The sequence below is a fragment of the Novosphingobium aquae genome (genome assembly GCF_037572715.1).
Classification (GTDB): Bacteria; Pseudomonadota; Alphaproteobacteria; order Sphingomonadales; family Sphingomonadaceae; genus Novosphingobium; species Novosphingobium aquae.
In genome coordinates, this window is the sequence record NZ_JBBHJY010000012.1 from 67,045 (window position 1) to 83,516 (window position 16,472).

13 protein-coding genes are annotated in these 16,472 nt (G+C 65.7%); 6 read left to right on the forward strand and 7 right to left on the reverse strand.

Translation table 11 applies throughout. The annotated features are described in order from the left end of the window. Positions 1–51 precede the first annotated feature (51 nt). Positions 52–1,092, forward strand: coding sequence for a tetratricopeptide repeat protein (locus tag WG900_RS18910; protein ID WP_339969731.1), 1,041 nt, complete (start codon positions 52–54; stop codon positions 1,090–1,092). Next, positions 1,083–2,033 carry a tRNA lysidine(34) synthetase TilS gene (gene tilS / locus WG900_RS18915; RefSeq protein ID WP_339969732.1) on the forward strand — a complete coding sequence of 317 codons (951 nt, stop codon included), beginning with the start codon at positions 1,083–1,085 and terminating at the stop codon, positions 2,031–2,033. The genes WG900_RS18910 and tilS overlap by 10 nt, the downstream gene beginning before the upstream one ends. Here the strand turns inward: tilS and WG900_RS18920 are convergent, their stop codons facing one another. After that, positions 2,034–2,663, reverse strand: a complete 630-nt coding sequence (locus tag WG900_RS18920) for a L,D-transpeptidase family protein (protein ID WP_339969734.1) — start codon at positions 2,661–2,663, stop codon at positions 2,034–2,036. A gap of 195 nt (positions 2,664–2,858) precedes the next feature. Between WG900_RS18920 and WG900_RS18925 the strand changes: the two genes are divergently transcribed. Next, on the forward strand, positions 2,859–3,962 hold the full coding sequence (locus WG900_RS18925) for a phospholipase D-like domain-containing protein (protein ID WP_339969736.1): 1,104 nt from the start codon (positions 2,859–2,861) through the stop codon (positions 3,960–3,962). A gap of 1 nt (position 3,963) precedes the next feature. Here the strand turns inward: WG900_RS18925 and WG900_RS18930 are convergent, their stop codons facing one another. From WG900_RS18930 to zwf, 5 genes are read right to left on the reverse strand one after another with little or no spacing between them, the layout of a single operon-like run. Continuing rightward, entirely contained in the window at positions 3,964–6,762 is a 2,799-nt protein-coding gene (locus tag WG900_RS18930) for a phosphoenolpyruvate carboxylase (protein ID WP_339969738.1), read from the reverse strand. Next, entirely contained in the window at positions 6,759–7,373 is a 615-nt protein-coding gene (gene eda, locus WG900_RS18935) for a bifunctional 4-hydroxy-2-oxoglutarate aldolase/2-dehydro-3-deoxy-phosphogluconate aldolase (protein WP_339969740.1), read from the reverse strand. Before eda ends, WG900_RS18930 begins: the two co-directional genes overlap by 4 nt. Further along, positions 7,370–8,344: a glucokinase gene (locus WG900_RS18940; RefSeq protein WP_339969742.1), complete on the reverse strand. Its 975-nt coding sequence runs from the start codon at positions 8,342–8,344 to the stop codon at positions 7,370–7,372. The genes eda and WG900_RS18940 overlap by 4 nt, the downstream gene beginning before the upstream one ends. Before the next feature lie 4 nt (positions 8,345–8,348). After that, entirely contained in the window at positions 8,349–10,163 is a 1,815-nt protein-coding gene (gene edd, locus WG900_RS18945; protein WP_339969744.1) for a phosphogluconate dehydratase, read from the reverse strand. After that, positions 10,156–11,595 (reverse strand): glucose-6-phosphate dehydrogenase, encoded by a 1,440-nt coding sequence (zwf, locus tag WG900_RS18950; RefSeq protein WP_339969746.1) that lies wholly within the window; start codon positions 11,593–11,595, stop codon positions 10,156–10,158. Before zwf ends, edd begins: the two co-directional genes overlap by 8 nt. Positions 11,596–12,211: 616 nt before the next feature. Between zwf and WG900_RS18955 the strand changes: the two genes are divergently transcribed. Genes WG900_RS18955 through WG900_RS18965 form a run of 3 tightly spaced genes read left to right on the forward strand, consistent with a single transcriptional unit; the run spans position 12,212 to position 14,863 of the window. After that, on the forward strand, positions 12,212–12,898 hold the full coding sequence (locus tag WG900_RS18955; RefSeq protein WP_339969748.1) for a response regulator transcription factor: 687 nt from the start codon (positions 12,212–12,214) through the stop codon (positions 12,896–12,898). Positions 12,899–12,902: 4 nt separating this feature from the next. Then, the gene (locus WG900_RS18960; RefSeq protein ID WP_339969750.1) at positions 12,903–14,273 is read left to right on the forward strand and encodes a sensor histidine kinase; all 1,371 of its coding nucleotides are present in this window, start codon (positions 12,903–12,905) and stop codon (positions 14,271–14,273) included. Further along, positions 14,270–14,863, forward strand: a complete 594-nt coding sequence (locus WG900_RS18965; protein ID WP_339969752.1) for a hypothetical protein — start codon at positions 14,270–14,272, stop codon at positions 14,861–14,863. Before WG900_RS18960 ends, WG900_RS18965 begins: the two co-directional genes overlap by 4 nt. Before the next feature lie 88 nt (positions 14,864–14,951). Here WG900_RS18965 and WG900_RS18970 read toward each other — a convergent pair whose 3' ends face one another. Then, positions 14,952–16,472: a peptide chain release factor 3 gene (locus tag WG900_RS18970; RefSeq protein WP_339969754.1), complete on the reverse strand. Its 1,521-nt coding sequence runs from the start codon at positions 16,470–16,472 to the stop codon at positions 14,952–14,954.

Genomic DNA, 16,472 nt, shown 5'->3' on the forward strand with positions numbered 1-16,472 from the left:
TTGCGGGTTATCTGTCTTGGGCCAACTGTTTTGGGGAGCGCGCGCGCTGCGATGAAAAGCCTGTCTGCTTGGAAACGTCCGGGCCTTGCCCTGATTGCCCTGTCCTTTGCCCTGAGCACCGTGGCCGCACCGGCGCAGAATACGTCGACCCAGGCCGGTGCCGAAGCCCGCATCAAGAAGCTTGAAGCCGAGGTGAAGGCCCTGCAGCGCCAGGTTTTCCCGGGCGCTGACGGCAAGTATTTCCCGCCCGAAATCAACAAGCCCGCCGGTGCGACGACAACCACCGGAACCCCGGCAACCACGCCGGTGACCGACCTGCTGACCCGCATGGACGCGGTCGAACTGCAATTGACCCGCATCACCGCCGCCAACGAGGAAAGCGCCAACCGCATCGCCCAGCTTGAAGCAAAGCTGGCCGCACTGGCACCTGCTCCGGCGGCTGCTACCACTGTGACCGTCCCTGCTGGAACGACCGCAGTGGTATCGACCAGCACTCCGGCCACAACCACACCGGCCGCGACGTCACCGGCTGCGACGACACCGGCCGCCAGCTTCCCCACCCCCGCCCCGGTAACGATCACCCGCCCGGCGGCAACCACGACCAAGCCCGCAGCGGCAACAGCCACCCCGGCCGCCAAGCCGGCCGCACCTTCCGCGCAGCGCGTCGCGGCGGTCAAGGCGGTCGAAAAGCCCAAGACCGCCGATGCCGGGGATGATGAGTATTCCTATGGCTACCGCCTGTGGGAAGCAAAATTTTTCCCCGAGGCCGAGCAGCAATTGCAGCTGTTCCTGACAAAATATCCCAAGCACCAGCGCGTCAGCTTTGCCCGCAACCTGCTGGGCCGCGCCTATCTCGATGAAGGCAAGCCGCGCGAAGCGGCGCAGTGGTTCCTCAAGAACTATCAGGCTGACAAGAACGGCGCCCGTGCCTCGGACAGCCTGCTGTACCTCGCCGAATCGATGCGCCAGCTCAAGGACACCAACCGCGCCTGCATCGCGCTTGCCGAATTTGGCGAGACCTTTGCCGCAGAGGCTGCCGGCCGCCTGAAGACGCAATACGAAGCCACTCGGCGCGGAGTGAAGTGCAGCTAACCCACGAAGCCGCCAGCGCCCGGTTCCGGCAGTCACTGGCTGCCATCTGGCCGGGCGAGGGCAAGTTGGGACTGGCCGTGTCCGGCGGGTCGGACAGCATGGCCATGTTGCTGCTCGCCGCCGAGGCGCTTCCCGGCCAGATCGAAGCCGCTACTGTGGATCACCAGCTACGTGCTGAAAGCGGTGCCGAGGCTGCAATGGTGGCCGAAGTCTGTACCCAGCTTGGCGTGCCTCACGAAATTCTGGCGGTCGATGTCGAACCCGGCAATGTCCAGTCCGAGGCCCGCACCGCGCGCTATGCCGCGCTGGCGGAGTGGACCGAGCGTCGGGTCCTCGCGGCCCTGCTCACTGCGCACCATGCCGACGATCAGGCCGAAACGCTGCTGCTGCGCCTCAACCGCGCCAGCGGCGTTGGCGGGCTGGCTGGCGTTCGCGCCGTCGGCCGCGTTCCCGGCACGCGCATCCCGCTGCTGCGCCCACTGCTCGACTGGCGGCGCAGCGACCTCGCCGAGGTTATTACCGAGATCGGCATCACCGCTGCCGATGATCCTTCGAACGCCGATCCGAAGTATGACCGCGCCCGGCTCCGCAAGAACCTCGCACAGGCCGGCTGGCTCGATGTTCCGGCGCTGGCCGCCAGCGCCGCGCACCTTGCTGATGCCGATGCCGCGCTCGATTGGGCGGCAGCGCGCGAATGGTCCGAATGCGTGACGAAAGCACCGATGGGGCTGGTCTATCGCCCGCAGGCCCCGCGCGCGGTTGCGCTGCGTGTGATCGCCCGCGTGGTGCGCGAGCTCGATGGCACCGAACCTCGCGGATCAGCCGTGGCGCGGCTGTTCGACAGTCTGGTCGCCCGCCAGCCGGCCTCGATCGGCGGCCTGGTTGCGCGCACCGGGCACGATGGCTGGTCCTTTACGAAGGCCCCCGCACGGCGGACGTGATCAGCTTTCGGTCAGCGATTGCCCAACGCCGGTCTGCTTGCCGCGTGTGACGTAAACCTTGTCACCCACCTTGGCCAAGGCGAACAGTTTCTGCGCGAAAGGTGTCGGCACGCCGATGCAGCCGTGGCTGGCATAGCCGTTTTCCACCTTGGTGCCGTGGATCGCCACGCCATCGGTGGTCAGGTTCAGGGTGAAAGGCATCGGCGCATTGTCATAGGTGCGCGAATAATGATCGGCTTTTTTCCAGTTGACCGGGAACACGCCAAGCGGGGTGGGCTTTTCGGTCGTGCCGAGCAGCACCGCCGTCGCCGCGATTTCATAGCCGCCGCGGAACACTGAAAGGACCCGCGCTTCAAGGTCGACGGTCATCACCAGCGGGCCATCCGGCACACCCGCCTCGTCCCAGTGCCATTCACCGTACTTGATTGGGCCGGTGATCGGCAGGACGCGCTTGATAACGAAGCGTTCGTCGACTGGCGCTGGGTTTGCCGGCACAGCGGGCGGCGCTGAGGCAATGGCCTGCGGCGGGTTGGAAGCCGGGTTTTCCAGCGAGATCAATGCCGCCCCGGCGACGACCACGCCGCCAACCGCCGCAACCACTGCGCCCCAACCTTTCGCACCCAGAACCATCGCCGCGCCCATTCCTTTGACTTGCCCCGATGATCAAACGGCAGAAGCGCCGCGAAATCCAGCCCTTCGGCTGCTGCGTCCCTATACGGGACCGGGCGTGGCGATTGGGTTAATTGCCACGGGTTGTTGCACGTCTTGCCAAGCGGCCGGACCGGTGGCACCGCCAATCCGGGTATCGGTAGGGGCTGACGAACTTTGCGCTGCGAAATTTTTGTCGGATCGGCAGCTTTCTGGCAGGCCGCGAGCAACGATATCGCCCACGCTCGCCGCCGCGTGCTGATTCAGGCGATGACTTTTGAAGGCGATGCTGCGGGCCTTGGCGTAGCCGAAGCGATCTCTGCATCGACTGCACCCGAGCGCCGCGTGCTGGTCGATGATTACACCCGCCACGTGATCAACGACACGTTCCTTTCGCTGTCAAAGGACGCCGCGCTCCATGCCGAAGCGCGCTCGACCTGGGACATGTTCGACGGCCTGATTGCATCCGGCGCGCAGGTAAAAGTGACCAACCCGGTCGGCGGCAATCCGTTCAACTATGTCCTGCGCAATCACCGCAAGCTGCTGGTGATGGACGATGCCGTGTGGATCGGCGGGATCAACTTTTCCGACCATAACTTCGCTTGGCACGACATGATGGTGAGGGTCGAAAGCGCCGAGGTGGCGGACTGGTTCGCCGGCGAATTCGACAAGGACTGGCACGGCCAGACCGCCCCCGCGCAGGCCAGTTTTGGCGCCATGGATGTCTATTCGCTCGACGGTCTGCACAATGCAGAAGGCTCGCTGCCGCTGCTGCGCCTGTTCGAGAATGCCCGCCATTCGATCGAGGTGATCAGCGCCTATCCGACCTTCCCTTTCGTCACCGCCATGGCCCGCGCGGCGCAGCGCGGGGTGGCCGTATCGATCTACACGCCGCGCCCGAACAACAAACCGATCGTGCGCGATTACTTGCTGGGCGTGGGCGCCCGCAGTGGGATCAAGCTGCGCCTGCTGCCAGACATGACCCACGTGAAGGCGGCGCTGGTTGATGGCGAAACGGTGGTTGCCGGATCGAGCAACTTCGATTTCGTCGGCTACCGGGTCAGCGCGGAATACTACGCCGTCCTGCGCGAAGCCGGGATTGTGGCGGACTTCGAGCGGCTGCTGTTCGCCCCGGCGCGGGAGAGTTCGGGCGATCCCCTGCCGCAGGATTTCTCGCGCTGGCGGTCATGGCACGCATCGGTCGCTCTGCGCGCCGCCGACGTGCTGGTCCACGGCCTGCGCCATCCACCGCGCGTGGGCGAATGGGTGCGGCCGGCCTGAACTATCCGTGCGCGCCGAACTCGTTGGCAATCGTCAGGCCGATCCGCAGCGACAGCTTCCACGCCTGCTCGATCGGATCAATCGAATCGCGGTGGATCGCCTGATAACCACTCGCGCCACTGTCCGGATAATCGCTCGGTTCCCTCACCGAGAAATCGCCAAGCGCCGGCATGGAGGTGGGGAAGGCCCGGCGCAACTGGGCCAGGGCTTCCTCGATCCGCAGGGTGAAGACCATTTCCCACACGTCCTCGCGCGCGATGTCGTTGGCGCGGCTGAAGCCCGGGACCGAAACGACGCGGATGAACATATGCTGGAACAGTGCCAGCCGCAGCGCCTGCGCCACGCCGAGCGAGCGGCGCATCTGCTCGCGCCCCGCCAGCGGTGCTTCGTCAGCGATCGGATCGATCAGCCGGTGCAGCTTGAGCGCATCGACCCGCAGGCGTGAGGCGAGGCGACGAAACACGCCGGTGCGGTCATCGGTGGTGAAGGTTTCAGCGAGGACAAGGCAGGCATCGGCGATCTGCTGTTCCCCGCCGCGATAGGGACGGCTGGCCCAGTAGGCCGAGTTAAACAGCTCGCCGAACGCCGCGACGGTCTTGATCGAGGCGAGCGCATTGGCCGAGCGGACTAGGCGCAGCATCTGCCGACCGCGTGCGCTGGACTGCAATAGCGCGCGGATTTCCTCGTAATTTCCCTCGGCCGCCGTGCCGAACCCGGCAATCACGTTGACCGGATATCCGAGCTGCTGCAGCACGGCATTGTGGGGGATCGCGCGGATCTGGCGCAGGTTCATCGCGCGGTCGGCGGCAAGGTCCGACTGGCGGCGGGACTTGCGGCTGCCGGTATCGTTGAGCAACCCAAGGCCAAAGGCAGTCACCGCGCGCGGGTAGGTCGCCGAATTGAGGTGCCGCTGCTGAACGCGGCGGATGGCGCGATAGAAATCGAGGCTGAGGTCGGTGCGGCGATAGAACGGATCGACCGGGGCATCGGCATCGGCGCTGCTCGGCGCATTCTCGGCCATCCGGGTGAGCGTGGCGAGCGCAAGTTCGGGTGATCCGAAGAACAGGTAGCCATCGCCGCCCTGAAAGCTCACCTCAGGCTCGAGCCGAATGCCGGCGCGCACGAAACGGCGGCGTGACCACGGCGACAGCGGCCATTCGAGCCGGTCGGCAAAAGACCCCGGATGAGCACCGCGGCCCATCGATTCACCGTGGGTGTTGAAGATCAGCGCGGCGACATCGGTCAGGCCATTGGCGGTCATCGCCTCGCTCAGCCGGCCCTGCAGGCGCTCGATCGCCAGCGCTGCCGGGATTTGCCCGACAAAGCGCCCGGCATCGGAAAACCCGGTCTGGATCGAAACGCGCCCGCGTACCCGGGCATAGGCCTGATAGTGCGGCTCCGACAAAACCGCATCGAGCAGGCGCCCGCCATGTTCGAGCGCGGTTTCGGTTTCAAATAGCGGCGATACGTCGACCTTGTCAGAGACGCCGAACAGCTTGGCGAAGTAGAGCGCGGAAAGCACCGTGCTCGGCTGTTCGCATTCGGCCACCAGCATACGGATCGGCGTATCGGCGTCGACGTGATGCAGGACCTGCGCCATGATCAGGAACTGGCGGATCGCGGTGCTGTTCTCGATCGCCAGCGCGGCGAGGTTCGAGCGCAGGGGCTTTACCTCGCCCAGCAATTCACGCAGCCGAGCAAGCGCAGCCTGACTGTCTAGATCGAGCAGGCCTTCGGGATCGATGCGCCGGCGCACCGCGTTCTGCAGCTGCGAATTGTTCACGCGGAAGTGGACCCAGCCCATGCCCAGACCGTCCGCGCGCATGGCGGCGGCGGCGGTGAGCAAGGCGCGGGCGAGCGCATCGTCCGCGTCAATGGCGCGGTATTCCAGCTCGGCGATAATCGGTTCGAGCGAGACGAGCTTGTCGGCGTGGCCGGCGGTAAAGCGGTTAGCGACGTCTGACAGGGCTGCCGGGCCCGACAGGTCCTGCGCGAAGAGCGCGCTCATCTCGGCGGCATAAGCACCGGCGCGCGTGAGGTCGCCGGCGATGTCGCTGGCAGCATCGGCCAGCATCGCCGCATAGGCAGCAAGGCGCTGGGCCTTTTCGGACAGGCGGTAACGCAGGCAGGTGTGCCAGCCGATGTCGGTGCGCCCGTCCATGTCATAGCCGACCCAGGTGGCGAAGCGGAACGGCACCGGCCGCGCGGCGCGCCACTGATCGGGCCAGCGGCTTCGTGCGGCATCGAGCAAGTGGCCGACGATGACATCGCGCGCGGCCTGACCGTTAGCCAGCGCCTTCATCGCCGCTTCGTGCTCGTAATCGAGTGTGATGACATCGCGGTCATGCGGGGCGAGGCAGACGGTGGCCTCGCCGATGTCGCCGCTCGCCGCTGCCGAGGCGACCGAGCCGGATTGCGCGCCGCTGAGCAGAAACGTGGGATGCGCGGTGAAGACGACGTGGGCGGCGGGCCGCTGCCAGCGCGCGGTGAAGGCATCGAAGCTGTTCGCCTGCGCCAGCGCGCCTATCGCCGCGCCGTTGGCCTCATGCTCCACCGGACTGACCAGCCGGTGCAACTGCCGTGCCCGCGATTGCAGCGAATCGCATTCGAGTTCGCTGACCAGCGCGCCAACCTCGTCGAGGCTGAGCGAGCCGTCCTCCAGCCGCCGCGACAGTTCGAGGCTGAGCTGGAACACCGGGTTGAACAGCGGCGTTTCGGCGGTGCGCGGGTGCAGCTGCTGGAGGCGCTCTTCCAGCGCGGCGACAGTGACCGGCCCAGTTACCGGCAGGCCGGCGCTCATCCGCGCAGGCCTGCAGCTTGCCGCGCGGCGGCTTCGATCTTGGCCACGTCAGGCTCGCCCTTGGGAATCATCCACGATCCGCCGACGCAAAGCACGGCATCGAGAGCCAGCCAGTTCGGCGCTGTTTCCGGGGTGATGCCGCCGGTGGGGCAGAACTTGGCCATGCCGAACGGCGCTGCGATGGCTGACAGCGCCTTGATCCCGCCCGAAGCCTCTGCCGGGAAGAACTTGAACCGCGTCAGGCCCAGATCGAGCCCGAGCATGATGTCGCTGGCATTTGCCGTGCCGGGCAGGAACGGCACGCCCGCCGCAATCGCCGCCTTGCCAAGATCGGCTGTCAGGCCCGGCGAGACGATGAATTCCGCCCCAGCTTCAAGCGCGGCATCCAGATCGCGCGGGTTCAGCACCGTGCCCGCGCCAACGACTGCACCCGGAACCTGCTTCATCGCGCGGATCACGTCGAGCGCGCAGGGCGTGCGCAGTGTGACTTCCAGCGCGGGCAGGCCGCCGGCGACCAGCGCCTGCGCGATCGGCACGGCGTAGGCGACATCGTTGATCACCAGCACAGGGATCACGGGGGCCAGCTTCATGACCGCTTCGGGGTTGCTCACGACAAATGCTCCTGCACGAAGGCAGCGGCGGCACCGAACAGGCCCGGCTGCGGATGGGTGATGAGTTTGACCGGCAGTCCGGCCATCAGCGTTTCAAAGCGGCCCTTGGCGCGGAATCTGTCGGCAAAGCCCGAGGCCAGCAGACTGTCCTTGATCCGCAGCCCAAGACCGCCAGCGATGACCACGGCGCTCGCGCCCTGAGCCAGCGCGATGTCGCCCGCGACTGAACCGAGCGCGAGGCAGAACCGGTCGACGGCGGCAGCGGCAAGACTGTCCTCTCCCGAAGCGCCAAGCTGCCAGATCGTCCGGTCATCAAGCGGCGATATCGCGCGGCCTTCCATGGCGGCAAGCATTTCATAGATGTCGACGATGCCGGGACCGGCAACCACCCGCTCCACCGAAACGCGCGAATGGCGCTGACGCAGGCGGGCGAGGATCGCCTCTTCGATTGAATCGAGCGGGGCGAATGCAATGTGTCCGCCCTCGGTCGCCTGCACGCGGTAACCGCCCGCACCATCGCGCCAGACATGGGCAACGCCAAGGCCGGTGCCGGGGCCCACGACAGAGAGCGTGCCTTCAGCGGGAAGCGCGCCTACCGGCCCGCAGAGGTGGACGAACTGGTCACCGGGCGCCCGCGCGGCAGCATGGCCGACCGCGCCGAAATCGTTGACCAGCGTGAAGCGGTCGACGCCCAGCTTTTCGGGGATCAGCGCCGGGCGGATAATCCACGGATTGTTGGTGAAGCGGATGACCTCTCCGCCGACCGGGCCGGCGATGGCGATGGCGCAGTCCCGCGGCAGGCTGCCTCCTCTGCGCGCCGCATAGTCTTCCCACGCGGTCTGGAAGCTGGCGTGGTCGCTAGTGTGCAGCGTGACCGGCTCGCCCAGTTCGATCACTCCGTCCGGCGACACCGAAGCAAGCGCGAACCGTGCATGGGTGCCTCCGATATCGACGGTGACGAGATCGGCCACCGCCCTAGAGCTCCGCTGCCGCAAGCACGGGCGAAGCGCCGCGCTCTGCGCCATCGGCGTTCAGGCGGTAGAGGTTGTAAAGCTCGCGCCCCATGCCTTCGCCGGCTGGCGGCGGGCTGGCGGGTTCGCGGCCGGTCAGATCGGTCAGCACTTCAAGGCTGCCCTTGTTGGCACAAAGCCGCACCACGTCGCCATCGCGCAGCAGGGCGAGTGCACCGCCGCCAAGCGCCTCGGGCGTCACATGGATCGCGGCGGGCACCTTGCCCGATGCGCCCGACATGCGCCCATCGGTAACCAGCGCCACCTTGAACCCCTTGTCCTGCAGCACGCCGAGCGGCGGGGTCAGCTTGTGCAGTTCGGGCATGCCATTGGCGCGCGGCCCCTGGAAGCGGACGACGACAACGACGTCGCGGTCCAGTTCACCGGCCTTGAAGGCGGCCTGCACGCCGTCCTGGCTGTCGAACACGCGGGCTTGGGCCTCGATCGTCCAGCGCGCCGGGTCGACCGCGCTGGTCTTGAAGGTCGCGCGGCCAATGTTGCCCTGCACCAGCCGCATCCCGCCATCGGGGCTGAACGGTGCGGCAACCGGGCGCAGGATCGTATCGTCACCGCTGGCCGAGGGGGTATCGCGCCAGACCAACGCATCGCTATCGAGCACCGACTCCTGCGCATAGGCAGCCATGCCCTGTTCGCTCACCGTCAGCACGTCACCGTGGATCAGCCCCGCACCGAGGAGCTGGGACACCACAAAGCCCATGCCGCCCGCCGCGTGGAAGTGGTTCACGTCCGCCGCGCCGTTGGGATAGACATGGGCGATCAGCGGCACGACGCCGGACAATTCGTCCAGATCCTGCCAGTCGATCGTCACGCCGGCGGCACGCGCCATCGCGGGCAGGTGCATGGCGTGGTTGGTCGATCCGCCAGTGGCGAGCAGGCCGACAGCGGCATTGACCAGCGCCTTTTCATCGACGACCTGCGCCATCGGGCGATAGTCATCACCCTTCTTGGTGATCGCGGCGAGCCGGTGAACGGCGGCGCGGGTCAGCGCGGAACGCAGCGGAGTGTTGGGCGGCACGAAGGCGCTGCCGGGGATGTGGAGCCCCATCAGCTCCATCATCATCTGGTTCGAATTGGCCGTGCCATAAAAGGTGCAGGTGCCCGGCGAATGGTACGAACCCATCTCGCTCTTGAGCAGCTCCTCGCGGCTCGCCTTGCCCTCGGCATAGAGCTGGCGGACCTTCTGTTTTTCCTTGTTGGCAATGCCGCTGGGCATCGGACCGCTGGGCACGAAGACCGCCGGCAAGTGGCCAAAGCGCAGCGCGCCCATGACGAGGCCGGGGACGATCTTGTCGCAGATGCCGAGCAGCGCCATGCCGTCAAACATCGCGTGGCTGAGCGCGATGGCGGTCGCCTGGGCAATCGCATCGCGGCTGAACAGCGACAGCTCCATGCCGGTGTAGCCCTGGGTCACCCCGTCACACATCGCCGGCACCCCGCCCGCAACCTGCGCCGTCGCGCCGACTTCGCGGGCGTAAAGCTTCATCGCCTCAGGGTAGCGACCATAGGGCTGATGCGCCGACAGCATATCGTTGTAGGCAGTGACGATGCCAAGGTTCGCCGCCTTAGTGAAGGCAATCGTCGCCTGATCGCTCTCGGCCCCGGCAAAGCCATGGGCGAGGTTCGAGCAGCCGAGGAACGAACGGTTGCCGTGGGCATCACCTTCGCGCTTCATCAGATCGAGATAGCGCGCGCGGCCCACCTTCGAGCGTTCGATGATCCGCTGGGTGACGCGTTCGACGATGGAGTTCAGGTTACTCATGCCAGGTCACTCCATCGCGCTCGGCCAGCGCAATTGCCGCCGAAGGACCCCACGAGCCGGCATTGTAGGTCTTCGGCGTGATGCCGTGTTCGGTCCAGCCGGCGCGGATGGCGTCGATCCAGTCCCACTGGGCTTCGACTTCGTCGCGGCGGACGAACAGGGTCTGGTCGCCCTCGATCAGGTCGAGCAGCAGGCGTTCATAGGCGATGCGCTTGACCGGGCCGGCGAAGACATCGCTCATTGCGATGTTGAGTTCGACCGGGCGCAGACGGATACCTTGCCGGTCAAGCCCGGGCACCTTAGCCATGACCTGCAGCGTGATGTTCTCTTCGGGCTGGATGCCGATCACCAGCTTGTTCGGCACCGTCTTGGCCGCCTTGCTGGCAAAGATCGAGTGCGGCACCGGGCGGAACTGGACGACGATCTCGGTCACGCGCTCGGGCAGGCGCTTGCCGGTGCGCAGGTAGAACGGCACGCCCTTCCAGCGCCAGTTGTCGACATGAGCCTTGATCGCAACGAAGGTTTCGGTGTCGCTGTCTTTGCCCAGTTCGTCGTCGTATCCGGGGACCGGCTGGCCGGAGATGGCCCCGGCGCGGTACTGGCCGGTGACCGACTCCTCGCCCGCGACATAGCGCAGCGAGCGCAAGACCTTGACCTTTTCATCGCGGATGGCCGTGGCATCAAAATTCGCCGGCGGCTCCATCGCCACCAGCGCGAGCAATTGCAGCATGTGGTTCTGCACCATGTCGCGCAGCGCGCCCGAGCCATCGTAATAGCCGACGCGCGATTCCAGCCCGACCGTTTCGGCCACGGTGATCTGCACGTGATCGATATGCGCGGCGTTCCACAGCGGTTCGAACAGGATGTTGGCAAAGCGCAGCGCCAGCAGGTTCTGCACCGTCTCCTTGCCAAGGTAGTGGTCGATGCGGAAGGTGCGATCCTCGGGAAAGGCGCTGGCGACCGCGTCGTTGATGTGGCGGCTACTTTCGAGGTCTGTGCCGAGCGGCTTTTCAAGGCCGATGCGGACCCGGTCACCGGCAAGGCCGCTGGCCGACAGCCCCGCGATGGTCGGCTCGAACAGGCCGGGAGCGGTGGACAGGAAGATCGCCAGCCCCTCACCAATCGGGCCAACCTTGTCCGCCAGCGCGGTGAAGCCGCTGATGTCGTTGGCATCGAGCGGTTGATAGTGCAGCCGGTTGAGGAACTCCGCCATCGAGCCGCGGCGTTCGGCGGGCAGGTACTTTTCCAGGGCGGCGCGGGCGACGTTGCGGTAGCCCGCATCGTCGAGATCCTGACGGGCCGTGCCGATGATCTTGAGGTTGGGCGAGATCAGGCCATCCGCGCCAAGTGCACACAGCGACGGCAGCAGCATCCGCTGGGCCAAATCTCCGGTCGCTCCGAACAGCAACAGGCTGTCAGCAGTAAATGACATTCGTGCGGGGCCCCTCGATCCGGAAGTCTGGCAAGGTCATAATTGAAATGCAATCGATTGCAATCCCGCAATACCAAGCGGATTCGGGTTAGCATCGCCGTGACGATCTGGCTAGTCGCCATGCTGCGATGCGGCACGAAAATTGTCACGCACATAACGGAATTTGTCAGCGGACAGGCGGCCAAGCTTTGCGCAGACTGATGCCAGACCCCTCGGATCGCCCGGCCCCTGCATTCCCCAAGACAGGACCGGGCGATAGGGCCGCGCCGCCAACCTCCGGCGGCGCGGCTCGTTTTTGTTGGGTGCGCGCCGGGCATCCGCCCGGAGTTTTTGTCTGGTGCGCTATTCGCATCCGCGAATAGCTTTTGCTGTGCCATCCCGCTCCCCGCCCGGCCACCCACCGGCAGGATATTCTGGAATGGGTTGCTGGGCGGGGGAGCGGGATGGCACAGCAATGAGAAACCGGATGGCTTTTCCGACCTAACAACCAATGTCATCAACATGACAAACCAAGTGTCTGGAGGAAATTCACCCGATGATTAGAGGCCGTTAACAAGATGACGCGGCTTGTCAGCAAGATGACAGGCTGGCAGCTTGCACAGGACTTGGGGATTCAATGGCGGGCATCAACATACTCTACGTCGAGGACGATCAGCGCGCGGCTGAGGAGGTGCAGGAACTTGCACACTCCAACGGCGATACGCTGATCTGGGAAAGCACGGGATCGGCCGGCCTGCTGCGTGCCGGGCGGGACCGGTTCGACGTGATCATCCTTGACCGGATGCTGCCCGATCTCGACGGCATGACCATCCTGAAACGCCTGCGCGAAAGCGGGGTCGGCACACCGGTGCTGATGCTCTCGGCGCTGGGCCGCACCACCGACCGCGCCGAAGGGCTGGATGCCGGGGCCGACGACTACCTCGCCAAGCCTTATGAGGCCGAAGAGCTGATCGCCCGCCTGCGTGCCCTGCACCGTCGCAATTCAGGGCGCGAACATGCTGCCGTCATCATTTACGGCCAGTTCGAATGCCACACCAAGGCACGCACCGCCTTCCGCGCCAATCGCCACATCGCGCTCAGCCCCAAGGAGTTCGAGCTGTTCCGCTATTTCATGGAGAACGCCGGCGAAGTGGTGACGCGCGAGATGTTGCTGCGCGATGTGTGGAAGATGAATTTCGACCCCCAGACCAATGTCGTCGACGTCAACATCGGCCGCCTGCGCCGCAAGCTGGAGGACGGCTTCACTTCGCCCGCACTCGAGACGATTTGGGGCACCGGCTACCGGTTGCTTGAAGGGCGGTAAGACCATGAGCGAGGTCCGCTTCCGCGATTCGATCTTCGCCCGGCTGGTGGTCTGGGCGATGCTCGTATCCGTGGGCGTGACTCTGCTGCTCTGGGCGGTGACCTATACCACGCTCGACCGGTCAAGCCGCGCGGCGCTGGTGCGCGCGGTCGATGTCGATCTGGCCGGCATGGCCGATATCCACGCCAGCGGCGGCCAGGGCGAACTGGCCAAGCGCATAGAGGACCGGCTGGCGCTCGCCACCGACGATGGCAACGCCTCGCACTACCTCGTCGCCGACAACGCCGGCCAGCGGATCACCGGCGATATTGCCGTCTGGCCGAAACTGGACGCGCGGCTGTCCGAGGCGGGATATATTACCCTGTCCGGCAATGTTCCGGCCTATGCCCGCGCCACCCAGCTCGCTCCCGATCTCAAGCTGCTCGTTGCGCGCGAATATGGCTATGATTCCGCGCTCGCCCGCCGGATCAGCTGGGCCTTCCTTGCCGCCGGAGGGCTGGCGGCTGCCGTCGTGGGCCTGCTAGGCCGCTGGCGCGCCAACCGGCTGGCGCGGCGGGTCGGGCGGATCAACCGTGCCTTCCGCGAGCCTGACCAGCCCAGCCTTGAGGCCCTTGAAGAAGGCAGCGCCGAGACGGATGAGATCGGCGAACTGACCCGCCACACCTCGGAAGCGCTGGCGCATCTGCGGCGCATGGTCGGCGCGCACCGCGAGACTACCGACCAGGTCGCGCACGAACTGCGCACGCCGCTGATGCACCTCGACAACCGGCTGGTGAAAGCGCTCGCCAAGGCGCAGGACGAGGACGACCGCCGCCTGCTGAGCGATGCCCGGGCCGAGATCCGCCACGTTATCGCCTTGCTCGAATCGCTGCTCGACATCGCTACCAGCGAGGCGCGCAAGGGCGACCGGCTGGGCCTTTCGCCAGTCAATCTCAGTCAGCTGGTGAACCGCATCGGCGAACTTTACGCCGACAGCGCTGAGGATAGCGGCCACGTATTCACCCGCTCGATCATGCCGGGGATCACTTGTCAGGGCGAGGAGATGCAGCTGACGCGGCTGATCACCAACCTGCTCGACAACGCGTTCAAATATGTCCCGGCCGGTGGCACCGTGCGCCTGTCACTCGAACAGGGGCCGACGCTTTCGGTGTCTGACAATGGCCCCGGCGTGCCCGAGGATGAGCGCGACCATATCTTCGACCGCTTCCGCCGTGGTCGCTCGAACATTCAGGCAGGAGAATCCGGCCGCCGCCACAGCGCCGGCCTCGGCCTCGCCCTCGCCCGCGCCATTGCCGAGCGCCACCGCCTGACCCTCAACCTCGTGCCCAGCCCCAAGGGCGCATCTTTTGTCGTTGCTCCGGAGACCAAGTCATGAACCGAATGCACGCCCTCTCGCTCGCCGCCATACTCACCGCCAGCGCCTGCGCTTCGGCGCCGGCGGTTGGCTCGTCCGATGGCGCCGCCAATGCCGTTGCTGGCGAACAGGTCGTCGCGGTGCGGCTTGCCAATGCGCTGGCCGATGCCGCCGATGCCGAGGCGCGCGGCGATACGAAAACGCTGGCTAAGGCGGTGCAGATGATCGACGCGTCAGGCCCGCACCCGCTCGAAGCCTCACCAAGCGATCCCCTGCCCGCATGGCGCGATGCCGCGCGCGGGGAAGCCACCCCGCCCTATCGCGGCCGGCCGCTCGGCCCGGGCTATCGCAGCGGCAAGCTGGGCGTCGGCGGGCGCGAAAGCTTCAGCCAGCTGTTCCTGTCAGGCACCGGCGCGACCATCGCCCTGTCCGCCCCGACCGGCGACAAGCTGGCCCTGCGCGTCCTCGATCCGCAGCTAAAGCCAATCTGCACGGATGAGAGCGGGCGCGGCGGGCTGTGCAAATGGGTGCCGCTGTTCACCCAGCGCTACACCATCGAAGTGATGAACCGAGGCGTTGGCGATGCGCGGTATTTTCTGGTGGTGCAGTAAGTCTCAGCGTAACCCGCGGAACCCAATTCGATCCGTCATCCTGAACTTGTTTCAGGATGACGATGCGCGGGGGACGGCTCCCAACCTTCTACCGCTCCTTCGTGGCCGAAAACACCAGGTCCGGGTTCTTTTCCTGCTGATAGCTGACATCCCACGCTGATCGGGCGAGAAACACCGGATCGCCATCCCGGTCCTTGGCGAGGTTCGACATATTGAAATCGGCGAAATTCTTCAGTGCCGCATCCAGTCCCTTGACCCAGCGCGCGGTGTCAAAGGGCGCGGCCTCAAGTCCGGCCTCAACCTTATATTCCGCTTCCAGCCGCGAGATCAGGACTTCGAGCTGAAGCTGGCCGACCACGCCGACGATCCATGCCGAACCGATCTCGGGATAGAACACCTGAATAACGCCTTCTTCGGACAAGTCGTCCAGCGCTTTCCTCAACTGCTTGGTCTTGGTCGGATCCTTCAGCGCAACGCGGCGCAGAATTTCCGGCGCAAAGTTCGGCAGGCCGGTGAAGCGCACCTTGTTGGTTTCCGACAGCGTATCGCCCACCCGCAGCGTGCCGTGGTTGGGGATGCCGATGATGTCGCCGGGTTCGGCGGTATCGGCAATTTCGCGGTCCTGCGCGAAGAACAGGATCGGCGAATGGATTGCCACCGGCTTGCCACTACCCGAAGGGGTAAGCTTCATGCCGCGCTTGAAGGTGCCCGATACCAGCCGCATGAAGGCAATGCGGTCACGGTGCATCGGGTCCATATTGGCCTGGACCTTGAAGATGAAGCCGGTGACTTCCTTGTTCGACGGATCGATGGTCCCGGCACTGCTGGGCTGCGGGCGCGGCGGCGGGGCGAAGGTCGCGATGGCATTGATCAGTTCAGCCACGCCGAAGTTCTTGAGCGCCGAGCCGAAATAGACCGGCGTAAGGTCACCATTGCGGTAAGCTTCAAGGTCGAAGGACGGATAGCCGCCCTGCGCCAGCTCGACCTCGTCCGCGATGTTCGCCGGCAGCGGCTCCTTGTCGCGCTTGCCAAGGAATTCGCGGCTGTCACCTTCGGGCCGGGCAATCTCGCCCGTGGCGAAATCGAGCACGCCTTGGAATTCGCCGCCCAGCCCAACCGGCCAAGCCATCGGGCAGACATCGAGCGCCAGTGCATCGGCGACTTCATCGAGCGTGTCGAACGGCGAGCGGCCTTCGCGGTCAACCTTGTTGACGAAAGTGATGATCGGCACTGACCGCAGGCGGCAGACCTCGAACAGCTTGCGGGTCTGCGGCTCGATGCCCTTGGCCGCATCGATCACCATGATCGCGGAATCGACGGCGGTCAGTGTGCGGTAGGTATCTTCGGAAAAGTCCTCGTGACCCGGCGTATCGAGCAGGTTGAAAGTGATGCCGTCACGCTCGAAGGTCATGACCGAGGAGGTCACCGAAATCCCGCGCTGCTGCTCGATCTTCATCCAGTCCGATCGCGCCCGGCGCGCCGCGCCGCGTGCCTTCACCTGCCCGGCAAGGTGGATCGCGCCGCCCTGCAACAGCAGCTTTTCAGTTAGCGTCGTCTTGCCCGCGTCAGGGTGCGAGATGATGGCAAAGGTGCGGCGATTGGAAGTCAC

Bases quoted from the DNA above. Each gene is read 5' to 3' on its own strand.
- WG900_RS18910 (WP_339969731.1), top strand. From the start codon at position 52: ATGAAAAGCCTGTCTGCTTGGAAACGTCCGGGCCTTGCCCTGATTGCC.
- WG900_RS18920 (WP_339969734.1), bottom strand. From the start codon at position 2,663: ATGGTTCTGGGTGCGAAAGGTTGGGGCGCAGTGGTTGCGGCGGTTGGC.
- WG900_RS18930 (WP_339969738.1), bottom strand. From the start codon at position 6,762: ATGAGCGCCGGCCTGCCGGTAACTGGGCCGGTCACTGTCGCCGCGCTG.
- edd (WP_339969744.1), bottom strand. From the start codon at position 10,163: ATGAGTAACCTGAACTCCATCGTCGAACGCGTCACCCAGCGGATCATC.
- zwf (WP_339969746.1), bottom strand. From the start codon at position 11,595: ATGTCATTTACTGCTGACAGCCTGTTGCTGTTCGGAGCGACCGGAGAT.
- WG900_RS18955 (WP_339969748.1), top strand. From the start codon at position 12,212: ATGGCGGGCATCAACATACTCTACGTCGAGGACGATCAGCGCGCGGCT.
- WG900_RS18960 (WP_339969750.1), top strand. From the start codon at position 12,903: ATGAGCGAGGTCCGCTTCCGCGATTCGATCTTCGCCCGGCTGGTGGTC.
- WG900_RS18965 (WP_339969752.1), top strand. From the start codon at position 14,270: ATGAACCGAATGCACGCCCTCTCGCTCGCCGCCATACTCACCGCCAGC.